The organism is Streptomyces sp. ID05-26A (genome assembly GCF_033794685.1).
In the GTDB taxonomy this organism is placed as follows: Bacteria; Actinomycetota; Actinomycetes; order Mycobacteriales; family Pseudonocardiaceae; genus Lentzea.
In genome coordinates, this window is record NZ_JARAYZ010000010.1 from 44152 (window position 1) to 63569 (window position 19418).

Here is a 19418-nt window from a genome sequence, read left to right on the forward strand (position 1 = left end):
GTGAACGTCGTGCAGCAGCAGCAGATCGACCGAGCGAGCCTGCGCAAGCTCAACCCCGTCAGCTCCGGCCACACTTCGATCGTCTACGTCACGAAACGCGGCCAGTACGTGCTCGGCGCCGGCAGGCTCACGATGGGTGAGATCTGGCTGAACACGCCGAAGGAGCTCTACAGCGTCGACATCGCGCCGCACCAGGACACGTTCACGCTCCTGTTGCCCTCCAAGGAACAGGCGTTCTCGTTCACCGCGGAGGTGCGCGTGACGTGGCGGATCGTCGACCCGGTCGCCGCCGTCCGCGTCAAGCTGGCCGACCCGGTACCCGCTGTCCAGCACCACGTCGAGGAGAGGTTGCGCGAACTCGCACGCGGGTTCGACGTGGAGAACGCCGTCGACGCCGAGCGCCAGATCAACCTCGACTACGGCGATCGGGTCATGTCCGTGGACGACGCGGTTCAGGTGCAACGCTGCAAGGTCGTGCTGAAGCTCGACGAGGACGCACGCGTGCACATCGCGAGCCGCACCGAGCACCTCCGTGCGATGGAGGCGGCGGAACGTGAACGGGAGATCGCCCGCGAACGGCGGGTTCTGGCGCAGGACGAGGAAGAGCACGAACTGCGGATGAAGACGAAACGCATGAGCGTCTACGCCAACGCGCTGCGCGAGGACGACCAGAACGTGCTGGCGCTGATGCTGGCCGGCCACGGCGAGGACGCCACGGCCGTGATCAACCTGATGATGCAGCAGAAGCAGCTCCAGTTCGACGCCGCCCGGGACATGCTCGACAAGCTGCTCAACGCGAACCTCGTGAACCGCAGGGACGTCGCCTCGATCATGAACAACGCCGGCGCCGCGATCGTCAGCGGCGTGCAGGGCCCGAAACCCCTGCTCGCGGCCCCGGAACCACACGACGAGGAGGACGACGAATGACGCCGTTCGCTGGGCTGCCGGTGGTCGGTGGCCTGGTCGAGTTGCTCGACACGGCGATAGCGCAACTCGAGTTCCCCTTGTGGCTGCGAGGTTTCCTGGAGTTCGTGCTGCTCGCCGTGCTCGGGTACCTCCTGCTCAGGTTCCTCGCCAGGCGCGTTCTGCCTTGGGTGGGTTCGCTGCTCGTCGCACCCGTCGTGTGGCTCATCGACGGGCTGCGCGTCGTCCTGCTGCTACCGGATCTCGTGATGGCGCAGCTGGTGCGCCGCGGGTTCGACCGCGTGCCACCGGAGGTCGTGTACGCCTACGGTTCCGTGGTCATGGCGGCGACCGACGGTCTGCAAGAACTGGCGCGCAAGGCGTTGCCGGCACTCGCGATCACTCAGCGCGTGCACGGGTTGCTGCTCGCCGGGCTGCTCGTGGCGGGATTCCTGGTGTGGAACAGCGAGGAGTGCGGGCCTGGCCCTGAGTGCGTCTCCCCCGTGACGCAATGGACCACCTCGTTCCCCACCTCGCAACCCTGATCGTCGGCCGCAGGACGGTTCAGGAGGAACGTGCGCGCAGAATGCCGTCGACCGCCTCGCGGAAGGTGTCGGCGACCGGGCCGGGATCCGCGAGGCAGCCGGCCGCCATCGCGCCGTCGCGCAGCATGGCGAAGTGGCGGCCGTCCAGTTCGGCGGGCCCGGTGCCGACCCGGGCCAGCAGGTCTGTGACGGTGTCGAGGAACCACCGGCGGTGGGTCTGCACGGCGATGTGGACCGGGTGTTCGGGGTCGGCGTACTCCGCCACGGCGTTGAGGAACGCACACCCGCGGAATCCCTGGCTCTGGATGTGCCCGGCGATGCCCGCCGCGACGGCGCGCACCGCGTCCTCGTCGGTCGTCGCCGCGGCCACGCCGGCCTCGACGTTGTCCCGGGTCGCCCGGTCGGCCTCGGCGAGGTAGGCGAGGACCAGGTCCTCCTTGCCCGCGAAGTGTCGGTACATCGTGGCGCGGGTCACCTTCGCCTCGGCGAGGATGCGGTCCACGCCGACGGAGTGCAGGCCCTCCGAGTAGAACAGCCGGCTGGCCGTTCCCAGCAGGCGGTTTCTGGCGTCGGAGACGGTGCGGGTCACCCTTCCGACGGTAGCAGAGAGAACGTTCGGTCTTGACAGGTTCGCGGCGCGCTGCCAGTCTCGAAGTAGAAAGAACGTTCTCCCTACCTCAAGGACATGCCGTGAGCATCGACGCAGCACCAACCGCGACCCTCGCCCCCGCCCTCCGCACGCTCTACTTCGTCCGTTTCGGGTTCGCGGTCGTGTGGGCGGTGCTGCTGTTCCTCACCGCGACGGAGATCGGGCCGGTCAGCGGCACGTTGCTGGTGCTCTACCCGCTCTTCGACGTGGCGGCGATCGTGGTCGACAGCCGCGCGTCCCGGAAGGGCCGGGCTTCGGTGGCGCTCTACGCCAACATCGCCGTCAGCACGCTCGCGGCGGCGGGACTGGCGTTCGCGGTGACGTCCGGGATTCCGGCGGTGTTGCAGGTGTGGGGTGTTTGGGCCGTGGTGTCCGGCGTGGCGCAGCTCGCGGTCGCGCTCGTGCGGCGGAGCCTCGGCGGGCAGTGGCCGATGATCCTCAGCGGTGCGATCTCGACGCTCGCGGGCACGTCGTTCTTCCTGCAGGCGGGAGCGCCGGACGCGAACCTGCGCAACCTCGCCGGATACGCGGCGATCGGCGGGGTGTTCTTCCTGGTGTCGGCGTTGCGGCTGCGTCGCGACGCCCGATGAGAAATGGCGGGACAGGGCCGAAGCCCCGTCCCGCCATTTCTCATGCTTCGAGCGGTGTGGCGATCACCCGGTGATCGCGAAGGCCCCGGTGCCGGTCGCGCTGAACGCCGTGACCGGCGGAAGGTTGGGGATCAGCTTCGGCTCGGAAGAACTGGAGATGCCGTAGACGCCCAACTGGGACCAGGCGTTGATCCCCCAGCCCCACAGGCTGCCGTCGGTTCGCAGCGCGTACGCGTTGCCACCCATGCCGACGACCTTCGTGACATTGGACAGACTCTTGACCCGCTTCGGCACGAGGACGTACCGGTCGCCGGTGAGACCGACACCGGCCGTGCCGTGGGTGTGGGCGCCCCACGCGACGACGGTCCTGTCGGCCAGCACCGCGAACCCGGTCCGGGACGACGCCGCCACCGACACGACACCGGTCAGGTCCCGCACCGGGGCCGCCGTGCCGGTCGAGCCGGTCATGGTGCCGTTGCCGAGTTGCCCTTCCGCGTTGCTGCCCCACGTCCACACGGTGCCGTCCGAGCGCAGCGCGTACCTGGTGTCGTCGCCGGCGACGATCGCCGTGACGTCCGTCAGACCGGCCACCTGGACCGGGGTCGGCGAGGAGCCGCCCGTCGTGCCGATGCCGAGCTCACCGGAGAAGTTGCTCCCCCAGGACCACACCGTGCCGTCCGGGCGCAACGCGTAGCCGGTACCCAAGGTCGCGGCGATGGCGACCACGTCGTCGATGCCGGCGATGCGGATGGGCAGGTCGACAGTGCGGTCCGGGGTCGTCTGAGGTCCGACCTGGTCGCTGTAGTTCTGGCCCCAGCCCCACACGGTGCCGTCGGAGCGCAGCGCGTAACCGTTGTCCCGCGACGAGGTGATCGCCGTGACGCCGGACAGCCCCTCGACCCGGACCGGGACCGACGCGAACCCGTTGTACGTGTGCCATCCCGCGCCGAGCTCGCCCCAGTTGTTCTGGCCCCACGCCCGCACCGTGCCGTCCGCCAGCAGGGCGTAGCGCCCGGCGAGGGCTGTCACGCCGCTCAGACCGGACACCGGCCGCGCCGTCGGCTCGCCGAAGTACTGGTTCTCGCCCAGGCCACCGCCCGAGCCCAGCGCTCCGTTGTTGCTCTGGCCCCACGCCAGCACGCACCCGGTCGTGCAGGTGGACGGCGCAGGGGCGAAGTACCCGGCCAGGTCGACGATCAGGTGCATGGCGCCGGCGTCGGGCTTGATGTTGAGCGTGCCGTACATCCCGAGCACCACCGCCGCCAGGTTCGGCGCCGTGCCGCCCTGGGTGACGTTGAGCGTCGACGACCTGAAGTCCCAGGTGGGCGACACGCTGACGTGGGTGTTCGCCGTCGCCTCGGTCGCCGTCACGTTCATCACGACCGCAGACGCGTTGGCCGGGACGGAGTCGTCCGCGTCGAGCCACAGGTTCAGCGGGTTGTCCGGCCGGATCGTCGCGGACGAGCGCGTGTCCGCGACCCGCTTGGGGTCCAGCGGGTAGTAGGCGAGGCCTTCGCCCGGCACGTAGAAGCCGGCGAGGTCGGCGATCAGGTCGATCCCGCCCGCGTTGTTGTACAGGTCGACGGTGCGGTCGGTGCCCAGCTCGACGGTCACCAGGTTGGCGCGGGTCTCCCCCGGCGCCAGGTTCAGGTTCGACGCGACCGGCTTGGGCTTGCCGTGCGGCCACGCGATGACGTGCGTGCCGGCGGTGACGTTGGTGGCGGTCAGGTTGAACGTCACGGCGGTCGCGTCGGCGGGCACCAGACCGGCGAGGCTCAACGGCAGCGAACCGTCCGGGTTCCGCGGCTGCACACCGGTCCCGGTGCGGGTGTCCAGAGCTCGCGTGGGCGGCAGCGGCTGGTACAGCGCGCCGGCACCGGACGTGTAGTGGCCGGCCAGGTCCGCCAGCAGGTGCACCGACCCCGCCGAGTTGAACAGGCTCACCTTCCGGCTCTGGTCCAGTCGCACGGTGACCAGGTTCGGCCGGATCTCCCCGGCGACGACGTTGAGGTTGGACGCGGTCGGGCGCGGGCTGCCCGAGGGCCACACGACCACGTGCGTGCCCGACGTCGGCTCGGTCGCGGTCACGTTGAGCACCACCGCCGTGGTGCCGACCGGCGTCCGCGCGGACAGGTCCAGCACGATGCTCTGCCCGGCTCCCACCGGCCCCGCCGCACCGAGCCCCGAGCGCGTGTCCAGCAGCCGCACCGGCGTCACCGGGGTGTAGGCGGACGCGACCGGCTCGACCGCGGCGGCAGCGGGCAGGGGAACGGCCAGCGCCGACAGCAGGAGCGCTGCCACAGGCAGCACGAGACGTCTCTTCATTCCGGTCATTCCGGTTCCCCCATGGTCATGCCGATTCTGGCGCGGAGCGTACCTCCCGGTCGTGCCGACGAGAGCCGGTTCGAGCAGGAGCGTTGCAGGTTCCTGACCTGGTCGAGGCCGCCCCGGACCTGGTGGAGATCGTCCCTGGCTGGAGGATCAGTCGCGGCGGCGGTAGGGGTGGTAGCCGGAAGTGCTGTGCGGGTAGGGATAGCTGACGATGCGGTGGACCGTGCCGTGGCCGCTGCACTGCTCGTAGGCCCAGTAGTGCGAGCGGGTGACGTCGGCCCAGCGGCTGAACACGGTCACGTGCCGCGTGGTGCGGTCCCCGGTCAGGGTGATCAGCAGGTCGCCGGGGCGGAGGTCGTCCTTGGCGATCAGGGCGCTGATGCCCGCCAGGTCGACGGTGTTGAGGCCACCGCGGGGGTCTTGTGGCCTGCCGGGCAGGCCCCAGGCCATCGAGGCGAAGCCGGAGCAGTCGGTGCGGTAGGTCCCGTGCTCGTTGGTGTGGAAGTCGTGCTGCGAGTACGGGACGCCGGTCCAGCTGGCTGCGCGGCGGAGGATGTCGTTCATGGTTCCTACCCCGGAAACGGCCTGAGGGGCCACACCCCCAGGAGTGGCCCCTCAGTGAGAACGGATCAGTAGTTCGTGAGCGAGAAGTCGGTGACGGCGCTGGTCTGCTCGACCCAGCTGCTGTACGGGCCACCGTCCTTCACGGTCAGCGAACCGTCGTTGCGCAGGACGCCGATGCGAGCGGTCTTGGCGTCGACCTCGATGTTGGCGGCGTTGCCCAACTGGTCGATCCAGGCGGAGTAGAGGTTGCCGACCTTGACGGTGGCCAGGCCGTTGTCCAGCACGACGCCCAGGTACTCACCGGACAGGTCGACGTCCTTGACGCCACCGGTCTGCTCGACCCAGTTCGCGTACAGGCCGCCTTCCTTGACGGTCAGGGTGCCGTCGGTGCGGACCACGGCGATGCGACCGTTGCTCGCGTTGAGCTCCAGGTTCGCGGCGTTGCCCAGCTGCTCGGTCCAGGACGCCCAGAGGTTGTCCTCCTTGACGAACGCCTTGCCGTCGTTGGTGACGACGCCGATGTAGGTACCGGAGAGCTCGACCTCCTTGACGTTGCCCGCCTGCTCGACCCACGTGCCCTGCAGGCCGCCCTCCTTGACGGCGACGGTGCCGTCGGTGCGCAGGACGGCGACGCGGCCCTTCTCCGACTCCAGCGCGAAGTCCTTGACGCCACCGGCCATGTGCAGCCAGCCCTGCCAGAGGTTGCCCTGCTTGACGTACAGGTCACCGCTGGTGGTCAGCACGCCCACCATGTCGCCGTGCGTCTCGGACTTCGCGATTCCACCGCCGTGCACCTCGACCCACGGCGCGTAGAGGTTGCCCTCCTTGACGTGCACCGAGCTGTTGTTGAACTGGACGCCGAGGCGGGCGGTGGTCGGCTTCACGTCGCTGACGCCCGCCGGGCTGACGAACGCGGAGATCGTCTGGCCGGCGATGACCTGGCCGACGCGTCCACCACCCGTGGCGTACTGGACCGACGAGCTCGTCGGGCCGCTGCCGCCGAAGTTGCCGTTGATCGTGCGGATCGTGCCGTTGGCGTACACCGCGTCGACGAGCGAGACGTGGTCGGCCCAGGCGTTGCCCTGGTAGTTGAGCACCACCGCGTCACCGACCTGCGGGACGTAGCCGGAGTCCTTGTGCAACGTGCCGTGCCGCTCGCCGTAGGTGTAGAAGGTTCCGGCGGACGGGGTGAGCCGGTCGACGTTCAGGTTGCGGTTGCCCCAGACCCATCTCGCGAAGTCCGAGCACCAGGCATGTCGTGCCGCGCAGCTGCCCATGAAGCCCTGACCGCCGAGACTGTTGGTGTCACAGGTCTTCTTGCTGATGTTCGCGGCCGCGAGGTCGCGGATGTCGGTGCGGGTGTCGGCGCTGGCGGGGATCAGGCCGAGGGCCATGAACGAGGCGGCGATGACTGCGGTGGCGGTGCGCTTGGCCGTGGTCTTGATGGACACGTTGTGCTCCTTGGGGAGTCGGAGGTGTGCGGGGAGGCGGTGGTCAGCGGCGCAGGCACTTGATGGAGCTCTCGGCGACGGGGAGCGAGCCGCCGTTGAAGTAGGCGAGCGCCTTCTTGTAGGAGGTGCAGCGGTTCTGCGACTCGGTCGGGTCGAGGTCGTAGGAGTAACCGATCGCGCGGCCGACGCCGCCCATGTCGTACGCGTCCGCGGAGGCGTTGATGTTGCGCGCGACCGTCCAGTACCAGCGCGCGATCTTGGCGCTCCACTCGGCCTTCGCCGCGTCCTCGGGGTGGTTCATGAAGTCGTGGCCGAAGTAGTTCGTGATGGCTTGGTAGTTGAAGTCGTTGGTGATCTGGATGAAGCCGCGTCCCTTGTAGACGGCGCCGTTGCCCGCTTCTCCCGCGTTGTAGCGGAAACCGCTCTCGTGCTTGAGGGTCGCGACGAACGCGGCCTTGCGCGTCGGCGAGGTGATGCCCGCCGCCTCCATCTGCTCGTTGAGACCGGGCAGGCCGGCCGCGACGGTGTCGGTGGCGTAGGCGGAGCCGTAGATGTTCACGACGTCCTGCTGCGACACGTGCTTCCCGCCCTGGCTGGAGGTCGCGGCCGCCAGCCGGAAGCTCTGCGCGCCGCCGTACTGGTTGACCCAGGAGCCGTACAGGCCGCCCTCCTTGACCGTCACCAGGCCGCCGGTGGTCAGCACACCGATGCGGTCACCGGCGATCTGCAGGTCGGCGACGCCCGAGGTCTGGTTCACCCACGGTGCGTAGAGGTTGCCCTCCTTGACGGTCGCGAGGCCGTCGTTCGTGACGACGCCGAGCATCGAGCCGGACAGTTCGAGCTTGGCGACGTTGCCGATCTGCTCGACCCAGTTCGACCAGAGGTTGGACTCCTTCACCGCGACGGTGCCGTCCGTGCGCAGCACACCGACCCGGTCGGCGGACAGTTCGATGTCCGCGACGCCGCCCAGCTGGTCGACCCAGGACGAGTACAGGGTGCCTTCCTTGACGGTGGCCAGACCGTTGTCCAGGACGACGCCCACTCGGTTGCCGGACAGTTCGAGGTCCTTCACGCCGCTGGTCTGCTCGACCCACGAGGCGTTGAGGTCGCCCTCCTTGACCGCGAGGGTCGTGTCCTGCCGGATCACGCCGATCCGGTTGCCGGTCAGGCGGAAGTCCTTCACGTTCGTCGCCTGCTCGGTCCAGCCGCTCCAGAGGTTGCCCTCCTTGACGAACAGCTTGTTGTCGTTCGTCAGCACGCCTATGCGGTCGCCGGCGATGTCGAACTTCTGGACACCGCCTCCCATCTCCTCGACCCAGCCCGCGTAGAGGGTGCCCTCCTTGACCTGGAGCTTGCCGTCGGCGAGCACGCCGAGCCGGTGGCTGCCGGACGGGAGCTCACCCGCCGAGGCGGTGGTGTGCATGGTGGTGAGGGCGATTCCGGTGACGAGGGTGGCCGCTGTGAAGCGGGCGAGCACGTTCTTGAGAGAGCGCATCATCGACTCCTTGACGATTTGTGCGAGGACCGGGGAAATGGAGCAGGGAGAATTCACGCGCCGGGCGCGGCGAGACCGATCTGCCGCACGCCGGAGGCCTGCTCGACGGGTGCGCCCTGCACGCCGGTCCTGACGGCGGCGGTGCCGTCGGCGCGGAGCAGGCCGACGCGGTCACCGGCGAGGTCGATGGAGGCGATGCCGGTGCCCTGCTCGAACCACGCCCCGAACACGCCGTCCTTCACGACGGCCGACCCGTCGGTGCGCACGACGCCGATGCGGTCACCGGCCAGCGAGAGCTGCCGCGCACCGGTGAGCTGCTCGACGAAGGTGCCGGTGAGACCGTCCCTCACGGCGACAGAACCATCGGTGCGCACGACACCCACGCGGGTGGCGGTCAGCTCGACGTCCTTGACGCCGGAGGCCTGCTCGGTCCAGGAGGAGTAGAGGTCACCCTGCTTGACCAGCGCGGTTCCGGCGGTGGTGACGACGCCGATCCGGTTGTTCGTCAGCTCGAAGTCGGTGACCCCGGAGAGCTGCTCGACGAACGAGCCGGACAGGCCCTCCTTCACCGCGAGCGAGCCGTCGTGCCGCAGGACGCCGATCCGGTTGCCGGAGAGGCGGAAGTCCCGGACACCGGAGGCCTGGACGGTCCAGGAGGCGTCGAGCGCGCCCTCCTTGACGTGCAGCGTGCCGTCCGCGGCCAGGGCCCCCACCCTGTCGCCGGCGATCTCGAACCTCGTGACGTCGCCGAGCTGGCTCGACCAGGAGGCGAACACGCTGCCCTGCTTGACGGACAGGTGCCCGTCCTGGAGCACGCCGATCCGGTCGGCACCGGCGGGCAGCTCCCCCGCCGAGGCGGTGAGCTGGGTGCCCGCGAGTGCGATTCCGGCGATCAGCGTGGCGGTGGCGATTCGACCGACTGACTTCTTCATGACCCTCACCCTTGACCCCTCGTCATTTCCCGTTGCTGGGATGAGAGAAGCTTCGCGGCGAGGTCTCAAAGAAACCTGAAGCGGAATCTGAAACCCGTCTGCCGATCTGAAAAAAGATCTAAAAGACTTCCAAAATCCGAGGTCCTGGCGCCGGAACGCGCCTCGGCTCCTGCGCCTCGCGGCAGCCGTGCAGCTGGAAGACGCCCAGCGCCTCGGCCCACGCCCGGTCCGCCGCGACGGACTCGCCGAGACCGTCCAGTGTCGCTGCCAGGTCGCGCAGGGTGCGGGCCCGCCACACCGGCAGGCCGAGTGCGTCCCACCACTGCAGTGCGCGATCGAGGTGCCGGCGGGCGTCGGCGAACCGGCTCGCGGCCAGGTCGAGCTCGCCGAGCGTGCGCAGCATCAGCGCCTGGCCGAACCCGTCCTGCATCTCGTTGCAGGTGTTGAGGCAGGCCAGCAGGTCGTCGCGCAGCTCGTCGCCCCTGCCCTGGCGGACCCGGACCTTCGCGAGCGCCTGCACCGCGTACGCCGACGCGAGCACGTTGCCGAGGCCCGACAGCACCTCGACCGCTCGCGCCGACCAGTGCTCGGCCTGCTCCAGACGGCCCGCGGCCCGGTGCACGATGCCGACCGACCGCAGCGCGATGGCCCACCCGCGCTGGTCACCGATCTCCTCGTACTCGGCGCAGGCCTGCTCGCACGCGGCCAGCCCGGCGTCGAGCTCGCCCTGTTCGGTCAGCACGCGGCCCAGGCCGTGCCGCGTCTGGACGAGCGCGAGCCGGTCCTGCGGCAGCTCGAGCTCGGCCAGGACCTGCTCCAGCGACGTACGCGCGGCGGCGAGCTGGCCGTGCTCGCGCTGCACGGTGCTGAGCGCGAGCCGCGTGGTCGCCAAACCGCGCCGGTCACCGGCTTGTTCGTAGGCCGTCAGCGCCTGCTCGTAGTAGCCGGCGGACTCGTCGAACCGGTCCTGCTCGTAACGCAGCCAGCCCAGTCCCCCCAGCAACCGGGCCTCGCCGAGGCGGTCACCCGCGCGGCGGGCGGCTCCCAGCGCGGCGGTGTGCGTCCGGTACCACTGGCCGAAGAGGTTGCGCACGGAGAAGCGGGACGAGCACAGCGCGGCCGCGAGCCGCGTCGCCACGTCGGTCAGGTCGAGCTCGCTGACCCGTTCGACGACGCCGACCAGGCCGCTCTGCTCGGCGTCGAACCACGCCTCGGGGTCGGCGACGATCTCGTCGACCTGGGCCTCGTCGAGGTACCGGTCGAGCAGTCCCGACCTCTCGAAGTCGAGGGTGGCGTGCGGCATCCGCCGCCCCGCGACCTCGACCAGCCCGAGCCAGCACTCCGCGGCGCGGGCCGTGGCCGTGCGGATCGTCTCGGCCGTCTCCTCGGCCTCGCCGCGTTCCCGCGCGAACGCACGGGTGAGATCGTGGATCTGGTAGCGCAACGCGTCGCTGGCGTCCGATGTGGACACGTCGAGCAGCTGGGCGTCGACGAGCCGTTCGACGACGTCCTCCGCGTCCGTCGCGGAACAGCCGAGCAGCGGCGCGACGACCCAGCCGCCGAACGACGACAGGTCGAGCAGACCCAGGCGCCGCAACGCCATCCGCTCTCGTTCGGGCAGTCCGTCGTAGCTCAGCGCCAGGCTGCCGCGCACCTCCAGGTCCCCGATGGAGAGTTCCTGCAGCACGCGCTGCTGCACGCGCAGCCGGTCGGCCAGGCGGCTGAGCTGCCAGCGCTGCCGTGCGGCGAGCCGGGCCCCCGCGATGCGCACGGCGAGCGGCAACCGGCCGCACAAGCGCACGATCTCCTGTGCCGCAAGGGGTTCCGCCGCCACCCTGCCGCCGCCGACCACCCGGTCGAGCAGGTGCACGGCCTCGTCCTCGGCGAGCACGCGCAGGTCGAGGTGCGTCGCGCCGTCGAGCGCGCTGAGCCGTTCCCGGCTCGTCACTAGCACGGCCGAGGTGTGCCCACCCGCCAGCAGTGGCCTGACCTGCTTCTCGTCGGCCACGTCGTCGAGCACGACGAGGATCCGCCGGTCGGCGAGCATCGTGCGGTAGAGGCGCGCCCGCTCGTCCGCCTCGTCCGGGATCGCCGTGTCCGCGACGCCGAGAGCCCGCAAGAACCCGGCCAGCACCTCGGCCGGTTCCGGGCGAACGGTTCTGGTGCCGCGCAACGACACGTACAGCTGGCCGTCGGGGAAGTGCTCGCGAACGCGGTGGGCCACGTGCATCGCGAGCGTGCTCTTACCCGCGCCGGGCTTGCCGAAGATCGCGCACAGCCGCGAGCCGGTCGCCTCCTCCGCCAGGCGGCGGTTCAGCGTCGCGACCTCGACGGTGCGTCCGGTGAAGTCGGCGATGTCGAACGGCAGCTGGCTCGGCGTGCGGCCGGACCGCACCGGTTCGGTGTTCTCCTCGTCCTGCGCCGCCGTCACCGGTTCCGCCTCGGCTCGCAGCACCTGCTCGTGCGCGTCCCGCAGCACGGCGCTGGGTTCGATGCCCAGCTGGTCGAGCAGCGCCCGTCTGCCCTCCTGGTAGCAGTCGAGCGCGTCGGCCTGCCGCCCCGCCTGGTGCAACGCCAGCATCAGCTGCGCGCGCAGGCGTTCCCGCAACGGTTCCTCGGCGACCGCCGTGGCGAGGTCGGTCACGAGCGACTCCCTCCCACCGAGTGCGAGGTCGGCGTCGAAGCGGTCTTCCAGCGCGGCCAGCTTCAGTTCTTCGAGACGCATGCGTTCGTTGTCCGCCCACGTGCCCTGCGCGCCACCGAGTGCGGCTCCGCGCCACAGCCCGAGCGCGTTCTCGAAGTGGGTGACCGCCTGGGCGAGCCTGCCCTCGGCCCGCGCCCGCCGGGCCGCCGTGATCTCGCGGAGGAAGACGTGCAGGTCGATCTGGTCCAACGAGGCTTCGAGCCGATAGCCACCACCGGTGCGCACGATGACGTCGGCACCGTCGGCCGCGGCGAGCTTGCGGCGCAACGTCGAGATGTAGGTGTAGATCGCGGCTCTGGCCTGCTCCGGCGGATCCTCACCCCAGACCGCGTCGACCAGTCGCTCCAGCGGCACGACCCTGCTGGCGTGCGCGGCGAGCAACGCCAGCAACGTGCGCGGTTTCGGTCCGCCGAGAGGCACCGGTTCCCCGGCCACGACTGCTTCGACCGGGCCCAGCACGCGGAACTCCATGTACCCCCCAAGACGGGGCGCGCCACCAGACGCCCGCGAACGCGGACTCCCGGCGGAACCCCCCAGATTCCCCCGTCAAAACCGGATGAGCCCACACGTCCAGGTGGTTCATCCAGCGCCGATCGACACTATGAACCGGCCACGAGGCTGTCAAGCAATCCGGTCGAGGGCCTGGCTCACCCGCTCGTTCGTGCCTTGCTGGCGGGCGCCGGACGCAAAAAAGGGGACTGGCCGGCGAGGCAGTCCCCTTTTACCTGTTCTGAGAGTTGCTCAGACCTTGGGCTCCGCGATGCGGACCAAGATCGCGCCGCACTCCTCGCAGCGCACGACCTCGTCGGCCGCCGCCTCCTTCAGCTTCGACACGGCGCCGCGGTCGAGCTCGATCCGGCACGCACCGCAGCGGCGCGACTGGAACGGTGCGGCGCCGATGCCGCGCTGCTCGCGCTGGCGGTCGTAGAGCTTCAGCAGGTCGTCCGGGAAGCCCTTGGCCATCACCGAACGGTCGGCGACACGGCGGGTCTCGGTCGTCTCCAGGTTGGCGAGGGCCTCGTCACGGCGGCGCGAGGCGTCTTCCAGCGCCTGGCGGGCCTTGTCCAGTTCGACGCGCGCGAAGGAGGCGTCGGCGTCGACGGCCTCGCGGCGTTCCATCAGCTCCAGCAGGTCGTCCTCGAGGATGCCCTGACGGCGCTGGATGGTGGCGAGTTCGTGTTCGAGGTCGGTGAGCTGCTTGGAGCCGACCGAGCCGGACTGCATCAGCTTGCGGTCGCGCTCACCGCGGGCGCGGACCTGGTCGATCTCGGTCTCCTGGCGCTTCACGTCGCGGTCGAGGTCCGTGAGGGACGTCTCCACGGCGACCAGCGCGTCCTGCTTCGCGCGCACCTGCTGTTCGACCGCGGCGATCTCCGCGATCTCCGGCAGCGTGCGGCGACGGTGGGTGACACGCGCCAGTTCGGCGTCGACCTCGGCCAGGTCGAGCAGCCTGCGCTGCACTGCGGGGTCGGCTTTCACGCATGTCCTCCTGCTGCTGGGCTCGTCGCAGCGACGGTCCACGGATCGGTCCGGCGACTGGAGACGAGTACGTCGACCCTACCGCCGAAGGCCTGTCGCAGGATCTCCGCCGCCTGCTCGCACCACGGCCACTCGCTGGCCCAGTGCGCGACGTCCACCAACGCGGGCCCGCCGGACTCGATGTGCTCGCTCGCCGGGTGGTGCCGCAGGTCGGCCGTGACGTAGGCGTCGACACCGGCTCGCTGCACCAGGCCGAGGAAGCTGTCGCCCGCGCCGCCGCACACCGCGACCCGTTTGATCAGGCGTTCCGGGTCTCCGGCCGCCCGCACGCCCTGCACGGTGGCGGGCAACGCGTCGGCCACCCGCTGGGTGAAGGCCCTCAACGACTCCGGTTCCGCGAGCTCACCGATGCGACCGAGGCCGGTGTCGCCCGGCAGGTCCGCGATCTCGTGCAGCGTGAAGCCCGGTTCCCCGTCGGGGTGGGCCGCCCTCAGCGCGGTGACGACCGCGTTGCGGCGGGCGCGGGGCAGGACGACCTCGACGCGCGTCTCCTCGTGCCTGGTCAGCTCGACCGCGCCCGCCTCGAGCAGCAACTGCGGCTCCGCGAGCGGCACGGAGGTGGTCAGCACGTCCAGCGGGGTGCGCGGGGTGGCGTCGAGCGGGCCGGTGACAGTCAGTCCGATGGCCTCGGCGAGTGCGTCCGAGACGCCCGGCAACGCGCTGTCGGCGTTGGTGTGCGCGCAATACAGGGCGGCGCCGTTCCGGATCAGCTTGTGCACCAACGCACCCTTGGGGTCGTCGGCAGGAACGCCGTTGACGCCCTTGAGAAGCAGCGGGTGGTGCGTGAGCACGAGCTGCGCGCCCACCTCCACCGCCTCGTCCACAGTGGACGACGTCGGGTCGACGCAGACCAGGATCCTGCTGACCTCCTCGGCCGGATCACCGCAGACCAGGCCCACCGCGTCCCACTTCTCGGCGGTCTTCGGCGGATACGCGGACTCCAGGACCGCGATCACGTCGGCGAGCTTCACGCCAGTTCCTCCATCACGACGCGCAACGCGTCCACGAACACCGAGAACTCCTCCGGCGGCCGGATCGCCACGCGCAGGTAGGTGTCATCCAGTCCGGGGAACGTGTCGCAGCGGCGCACCGCGATCCCCTTGTCCCGCAACGCCTGCCGAGTCCCGCGAGGCGCCCTGATCAGCAGGAACGGCCCGTTCGGGGCAACGACGACGAGGTCTTGGAGCTGCTCCAACGCGTGCGCGGCGTACTTCGAGGCCTCACGGGCGAACCGCGCCGACTGCTCCAGCGCCTCGGGTTCGCAGCACGCCGTGATCGCTTCGAGCGTGAGACTGCCCACCGGCCAGTGCGGACGGCCGTGCGCCAGCCTGCCGAGCGTTTCCGGGTCGCCGAGGAGGTATCCGGCGCGCAGGCCGGCGAGGCCCCACGTCTTCGTCAGGCTGCGCAGCACCAGGACGTCGGGGTCGTGCGCGAGCGACTCCGGCTCGCCGGGAACGGCGTCCATGAACGCCTCGTCGACGACCAGCCTGCCGGGCAACGCCTTGAGCGCGGCGGCCTCGTGCAGCACGGACGTCGGGTTCGTGGGGTTGCCGATGACGGTGAGGTCGACGTCCGCGACCACGTCACGCAGGCGGAAGTCACCGTCGAGCAGCACGTGCTCGATCGGGATTCCGGCATCGCGAAAAGCCACCTCGGGTTCGGTGAACCCGGGGTGGACGATCGCGACGCGGCGCGGCGAGAGCTTCGGCAGCAGCGCGAAGCCCTCGGCGGCACCGTTGAGCAGCAAAACCTCGTCCGGTGAACGTCCGTGACGGCGTGCGACGGCCTCACGTGCGCGTTCTTCGGCGAGCTTCGAGGGGTAACGCCCCAGGTCGCCGAGCGCCGCGGCCAGCCGGTCGCGCAGCCAAGCGGGCGGGTGCGGCACCCGCACGTTGACGGCGAAGTCGGCGAGGCCTGGTGCGGCGTCGACGTCACCGTGGTGGCGCAGATCCGGTCCGGTCATCGCCGCGATCTTAGGCGACGGCCCGGCGCGTCACTGCATGTAGCGGCGGAGCTCGGTGAGGTGGCTGATCAGCTCGTCCAGCTGGAAGGCGTCGAGCTGCGCCGACTCACCGGGCGGGGTGCGGAAGCAGACGCGACCCTTCTCGTTGAGGTACACCTCGAACGCACGACGGCGCCCGAGGGCGTCGGTGCACCCGATGATCTCCCGTTGCGGGGGCACGTCGGTACCTGTCTGCATGGGCGGCCTCCATGTCGTTTGTCCGTACATCTTGCGACAGTGCTTGAGCGTTACCGTGCGGCGGCACCACATAGGCTGCGTGACATGCACGTCTCGTTCGTCTGCACCGGCAACATCTGCCGGTCCCCCGTGGCAGCGCTCGTGTTCCGAGAATGGCTGTCCCGGGAAGGATTGTCGCACCAGGTCCGGGTGTCCAGTGCCGGAACCGGCGGATGGCACGTCGGCGACCCCGCGGATCCGCGTGCGTTGAAGACGTTGGCGGACAACGGATATCCCGTCGACCACGTGGCGGCGCAGGTCGGTTCCGACCACCTCGGCGCGGATCTGCTGGTGGCCCTCGATTCCGGTCACGCCCGCGCGTTGCGCCGGATGGCCGATCCCGATCGGGTGCGACTGCTCCGTTCGTTCGATCCGGACGCCGACGGCGTGGACGTTCCGGATCCCTACTACGGCGACGACGCCGGGTTCACCGAGGTGCTGGTGATGACGGAGGCGGCGATGCCGGGGTTGATCGCGTGGGTGCGCGAGCAGCTCTGAGGACCAAACACCAGTCACCGCAGGCCACCGCTGCCGAAGCGGCCGGTCTGCGGTGGCTGCGCGTCGACGGCGGCCCGCCGATCCCGTTCGTGCGCAGCGCGTCGGAAGGCACCTTGGTCATCGACGAGATCCCGCGCGGCGAGCCGAATCTTCAGGCGGCCGTGACCTTCGGACGCCGGCTCGCCCTGATGCACCTCGCGGGCGCCGAGGCGTTCGGCGCTCCGCCCGAGGGCGGTCCGCGTGACGCCACGATCGGCATGGCCGCGATGGTCAACGAGCCGGCGCCGGAGTGGTCGGCGTGGTTCGCATCACAACGAATCGAGCCGTACGCACGGCAAGCCGGCGTCGACGTCAGTGACGTGTGCGCGCACATTGCGTCGTTGGCCGGTCCGCCGGAACCTCCCGCACGGCTGCACGGCGACCTGTGGAGCGGCAACGTGCTGTGGGGCGCCGACGGCCAGGTGTGGCTCATCGACCCCGCAGCTCACGGCGGCCATCGGGAGAGCGATCTCGCGATGCTCCAGCTCTTCGGCTGCCCGTTCCTCGACCACGTCCTCGGCGCCTACCAGGAGGTCGCGCCCCTGGCCGACGGCTGGCAGGCACGGGTGCCGTTGCACCAACTGTTCCCGCTGCTCGTGCACGCCGTGCTGTTCGGCGGCGGCTACCGCGCACAAGCGTTGAGCGCGGCACGGGCCGCTTTGCGAGGATGAGGATCATGGACGTCACCGGCTGGACCTGGCTCAACGAACCGCGCGAGTGGTCGCCCACCCCGCTGACCGTGCACGCCGACCCCGGCAGCGACTTCTGGCGCCTGACCGGCAACGGCGTGATCCGCGACAACGGCCACCTCTACGGCCTGAGCGTCACCGGCGACTTCACCGTCACCGCCACCTTCTCCGGCGAGTACGCGGCGCAGTACGACCACGCGGGCGTCGGGCTGCTGGCCGACGGCGAGAACTGGATCAAGGCCGGGGTCGAGGTGTTCGACGAGAAACTGCAGGCCAGCACGGTCGTGACGCGGGGTTTCTCGGACTGGAACCTGGCGCTCGTGGAGCCGTTCCAACGCTTCACGGTGAGTGCGGAACGCAAGGGTGACGCGGTCTGGGTGCGGTACGGGCTCGACGGGTCGGAGCCGACGAATCTGCTGCGCAAGGCGTACTTCCCGCCTGATGTGGCGGTCACGGCCGGGATCATGGCCGCGAGTCCGGAGGGCGAGGGGTTCGTGACCCAGTTCCACGAGGTCCAGCTCACGCAACTACCGTGAGGTCGTGCGGTTCAAGTTCCTCCTCAAGCCGGGCTGGCTGGCGCTGACCCTGGCCGTCTGGGTGTTCGCGGGGTCCTGCGTCTACTTCCTCTCGCCGTGGCAGTTCGGCCGCAACGACGAGCGGCAGCAGCAGAACACCGCCATCACCAAGTCGCTGAAGAGCGACCCCGCGCAGTTCGGCGCGCAGCACGACGAGTGGCAGAAGGTCGAGATCAAGGGCCGCTACCTGCCGGAACTGGAAGCGCTGGCCCGGCTCCGCACGGTGCAGGGTGAGGCGGCGTTCGAGGTCATCACGCCGTTCGAGACCACCACGGGCCATCGGATCCTCATCGACCGCGGGTACGTGCGGCCGATCAACGGCATCAAGCCGCCGGACTTCGCGGCGCCGCCGACCACCGAGGTCACGCTCATCGGGCTCGCGAGGCCCAACGAGTCGAACGACCAGCCCGCGTTCGACCAGGACGGCCGCAAGCAGATCTACTCGATCAACAACAACGCCGTCGGCCCGGGCATCGAGCCCGGCTACTACCAGCTGATCGAGAACCAGCCCGGTGCGCTCCAGACGTTGCCGTTGCCGCGGCTCGAGTCCGGGCCGTTCTTCTCCTACGCGCTGCAGTGGATCGCGTTCGGTGTGATGGCGGTCGGTGGCTGGCTGTACTTCACGATCCGCGAGGCACGGCCGGGCGGCGTGCTCTACGAGGGCCGCACCAAGAAGAAGTCGATCGCCGAGCTACTTGCGGAAGAGGGCGATGACGGCGCTGAGGAAGCCCGCGCCGAAGCCGACGACTCGGGACAGCTCCACGGCTCGCGTCACGTGACCTGAGTCCGGGTTGCGGCCGTGGCCGAGGACCGGGCGCTCTTCCACGCCGTGCGAGTAGACGGTGCGGCCGCCGAGGCGGATCTCCAACGCGCCGGCGAACGCCGCCTCCACCTGGCCCGCGTTGGGCGACGGGTGTGCTGCCGCGTCACGGCGCCAGGTCTCCAGCGCCTGCGACGCCGAGCCGCCGACCACCGGGGCGCCGCCGACGGTGAGCAGCGCGGCCAGGCGTGACGGCGCCAGGTTCAGCAGGTCGTCCAGGCGGGCCGAGGCCCAGCCGAACTTCAGGTACCTCGGCGACTTGTGGCCGACCATCGCGTCCAGGGTGTTCGCGGCGCGGTACCCCAGCAACCCGGGCACACCGGCGATGGCGCCCCAGAACAACGGGGCGACGACGGCGTCCGAGGTGTTCTCGGCCACGGACTCCACGGTCGCCCGCGCCAGGCCCGTCGTGTCCAGCCGGGTGGCGTCACGGCCGCACAGGCTGGGCAGCCTCGACCTGGCCGCTTCGAGGTCGCCGTCGGCCAGTTCGCGGCCCATCGACGTGCCCTCGGTCGCCAGCGAGTTGCCGCCGAGCACCACCCAGGTCGCCACGCCCGTCGCCAGCGCCTGCGTCAGCCAGTGCTTGCGCGCGAGGCGCTCCACGGCCACGCCGGCGGCCACGGTCCCGCCGACGAGCACGGCCGTGTACGCCACACCGGCGGCCTCGGAATTGGCGTGCAGACGCTTTTCGAGGGCCGCGGCGGACGACCCGAATGCCGCTACCGGGTGAAATCGGCGTGGATCACCGAACACCGCGTCCGCGGCCACGCCCAGCAACAACCCCAACGCGCGCCCCGCGCCCATGTCATCTCCCCAGCTCGTCGAAGGCACGGTAGCGCCGCATCGGATGGGCGC

Annotated in this window: 19 protein-coding genes; 7 read left to right on the top strand and 12 right to left on the bottom strand. The window is 70.2% G+C overall.

The window, feature by feature from the left end; genetic code table 11:
* On the top strand, positions 1–927 hold the full coding sequence (locus PV646_RS44005; RefSeq protein ID WP_500349051.1) for a hypothetical protein: 927 nt from the start codon (positions 1–3) through the stop codon (positions 925–927).
* Positions 924–1448, top strand: coding sequence for a hypothetical protein (locus PV646_RS44010; protein WP_500349053.1), 525 nt, complete (start codon positions 924–926; stop codon positions 1446–1448). The genes PV646_RS44005 and PV646_RS44010 overlap by 4 nt, the downstream gene beginning before the upstream one ends.
* A gap of 19 nt (positions 1449–1467) precedes the next feature.
* Here PV646_RS44010 and PV646_RS44015 read toward each other — a convergent pair whose 3' ends face one another.
* The gene (locus tag PV646_RS44015; RefSeq protein WP_500349055.1) at positions 1468–2037 is read right to left on the bottom strand and encodes a TetR/AcrR family transcriptional regulator; all 570 of its coding nucleotides are present in this window, start codon (positions 2035–2037) and stop codon (positions 1468–1470) included.
* 101 nt (positions 2038–2138) lie between these two features.
* Here PV646_RS44015 and PV646_RS44020 point away from each other — a divergent pair, with 101 nt between their 5' ends.
* Positions 2139–2687 carry a hypothetical protein gene (locus PV646_RS44020; RefSeq protein WP_500349057.1) on the top strand — a complete coding sequence of 183 codons (549 nt, stop codon included), beginning with the start codon at positions 2139–2141 and terminating at the stop codon, positions 2685–2687.
* Positions 2688–2750: 63 nt separating this feature from the next.
* On the opposite strand, the gene PV646_RS44025 is transcribed toward PV646_RS44020, so the two are convergent.
* The 10 genes from PV646_RS44025 to PV646_RS44070 all read right to left on the bottom strand — a co-directional run bounded on the left by PV646_RS44025 (position 2751) and on the right by PV646_RS44070 (position 15903).
* Positions 2751–5012 (bottom strand): RCC1 domain-containing protein, encoded by a 2262-nt coding sequence (locus PV646_RS44025; RefSeq protein ID WP_500349058.1) that lies wholly within the window; start codon positions 5010–5012, stop codon positions 2751–2753.
* Between the two features lie 156 nt (positions 5013–5168).
* Positions 5169–5582, bottom strand: a complete 414-nt coding sequence (locus PV646_RS44030; protein ID WP_500349060.1) for an NlpC/P60 family protein — start codon at positions 5580–5582, stop codon at positions 5169–5171.
* A 65-nt stretch (positions 5583–5647) separates the two neighbouring features.
* Positions 5648–7033 (bottom strand): CHAP domain-containing protein, encoded by a 1386-nt coding sequence (locus tag PV646_RS44035; RefSeq protein ID WP_500349062.1) that lies wholly within the window; start codon positions 7031–7033, stop codon positions 5648–5650.
* A gap of 43 nt (positions 7034–7076) precedes the next feature.
* Positions 7077–8528 (bottom strand): glycoside hydrolase family 19 protein, encoded by a 1452-nt coding sequence (locus PV646_RS44040; protein ID WP_500349064.1) that lies wholly within the window; start codon positions 8526–8528, stop codon positions 7077–7079.
* A gap of 53 nt (positions 8529–8581) precedes the next feature.
* Positions 8582–9460 (bottom strand): hypothetical protein, encoded by an 879-nt coding sequence (locus PV646_RS44045; RefSeq protein ID WP_500349065.1) that lies wholly within the window; start codon positions 9458–9460, stop codon positions 8582–8584.
* A 118-nt stretch (positions 9461–9578) separates the two neighbouring features.
* Positions 9579–12635, bottom strand: a complete 3057-nt coding sequence (locus PV646_RS44050; protein WP_500349067.1) for an AfsR/SARP family transcriptional regulator — start codon at positions 12633–12635, stop codon at positions 9579–9581.
* A 270-nt stretch (positions 12636–12905) separates the two neighbouring features.
* Positions 12906–13643, bottom strand: coding sequence for a zinc ribbon domain-containing protein (locus PV646_RS44055; RefSeq protein WP_500349069.1), 738 nt, complete (start codon positions 13641–13643; stop codon positions 12906–12908).
* Positions 13640–14674, bottom strand: a complete 1035-nt coding sequence (locus tag PV646_RS44060) for a Nif3-like dinuclear metal center hexameric protein (RefSeq protein WP_500349071.1) — start codon at positions 14672–14674, stop codon at positions 13640–13642. Before PV646_RS44060 ends, PV646_RS44055 begins: the two co-directional genes overlap by 4 nt.
* The gene (cobC, locus tag PV646_RS44065; protein WP_500349073.1) at positions 14671–15666 is read right to left on the bottom strand and encodes an Rv2231c family histidinol phosphate aminotransferase CobC; all 996 of its coding nucleotides are present in this window, start codon (positions 15664–15666) and stop codon (positions 14671–14673) included. The genes PV646_RS44060 and cobC overlap by 4 nt, the downstream gene beginning before the upstream one ends.
* A 30-nt stretch (positions 15667–15696) precedes the next feature.
* Positions 15697–15903, bottom strand: a complete 207-nt coding sequence (locus PV646_RS44070; protein WP_030472678.1) for a hypothetical protein — start codon at positions 15901–15903, stop codon at positions 15697–15699.
* Between the two features lie 84 nt (positions 15904–15987).
* On the opposite strand from PV646_RS44070, the gene PV646_RS44075 reads away from it, so the two are divergent.
* Genes PV646_RS44075 through PV646_RS44090 form a run of 4 tightly spaced genes read left to right on the top strand, consistent with a single transcriptional unit; the run spans position 15988 to position 18527 of the window.
* A complete protein-coding gene (locus tag PV646_RS44075; RefSeq protein WP_500349075.1) occupies positions 15988–16440 on the top strand; it encodes a low molecular weight protein-tyrosine-phosphatase in 453 nt (150 codons plus the stop codon).
* On the top strand, positions 16419–17150 hold the full coding sequence (locus PV646_RS44080) for a fructosamine kinase family protein (protein WP_500349077.1): 732 nt from the start codon (positions 16419–16421) through the stop codon (positions 17148–17150). Before PV646_RS44075 ends, PV646_RS44080 begins: the two co-directional genes overlap by 22 nt.
* 5 nt (positions 17151–17155) lie before the next feature.
* A complete protein-coding gene (locus tag PV646_RS44085; RefSeq protein WP_500349079.1) occupies positions 17156–17704 on the top strand; it encodes a DUF1349 domain-containing protein in 549 nt (182 codons plus the stop codon).
* A 4-nt stretch (positions 17705–17708) separates the two neighbouring features.
* Positions 17709–18527, top strand: coding sequence for an SURF1 family cytochrome oxidase biogenesis protein (locus PV646_RS44090; protein ID WP_500349081.1), 819 nt, complete (start codon positions 17709–17711; stop codon positions 18525–18527).
* On the opposite strand, the gene PV646_RS44095 is transcribed toward PV646_RS44090, so the two are convergent.
* Positions 18435–19367 carry a cobalamin biosynthesis protein gene (locus tag PV646_RS44095; protein ID WP_500349083.1) on the bottom strand — a complete coding sequence of 311 codons (933 nt, stop codon included), beginning with the start codon at positions 19365–19367 and terminating at the stop codon, positions 18435–18437. The genes PV646_RS44090 and PV646_RS44095 overlap by 93 nt on opposite strands.
* Between the last annotated feature and the right edge of the window lie 51 nt (positions 19368–19418).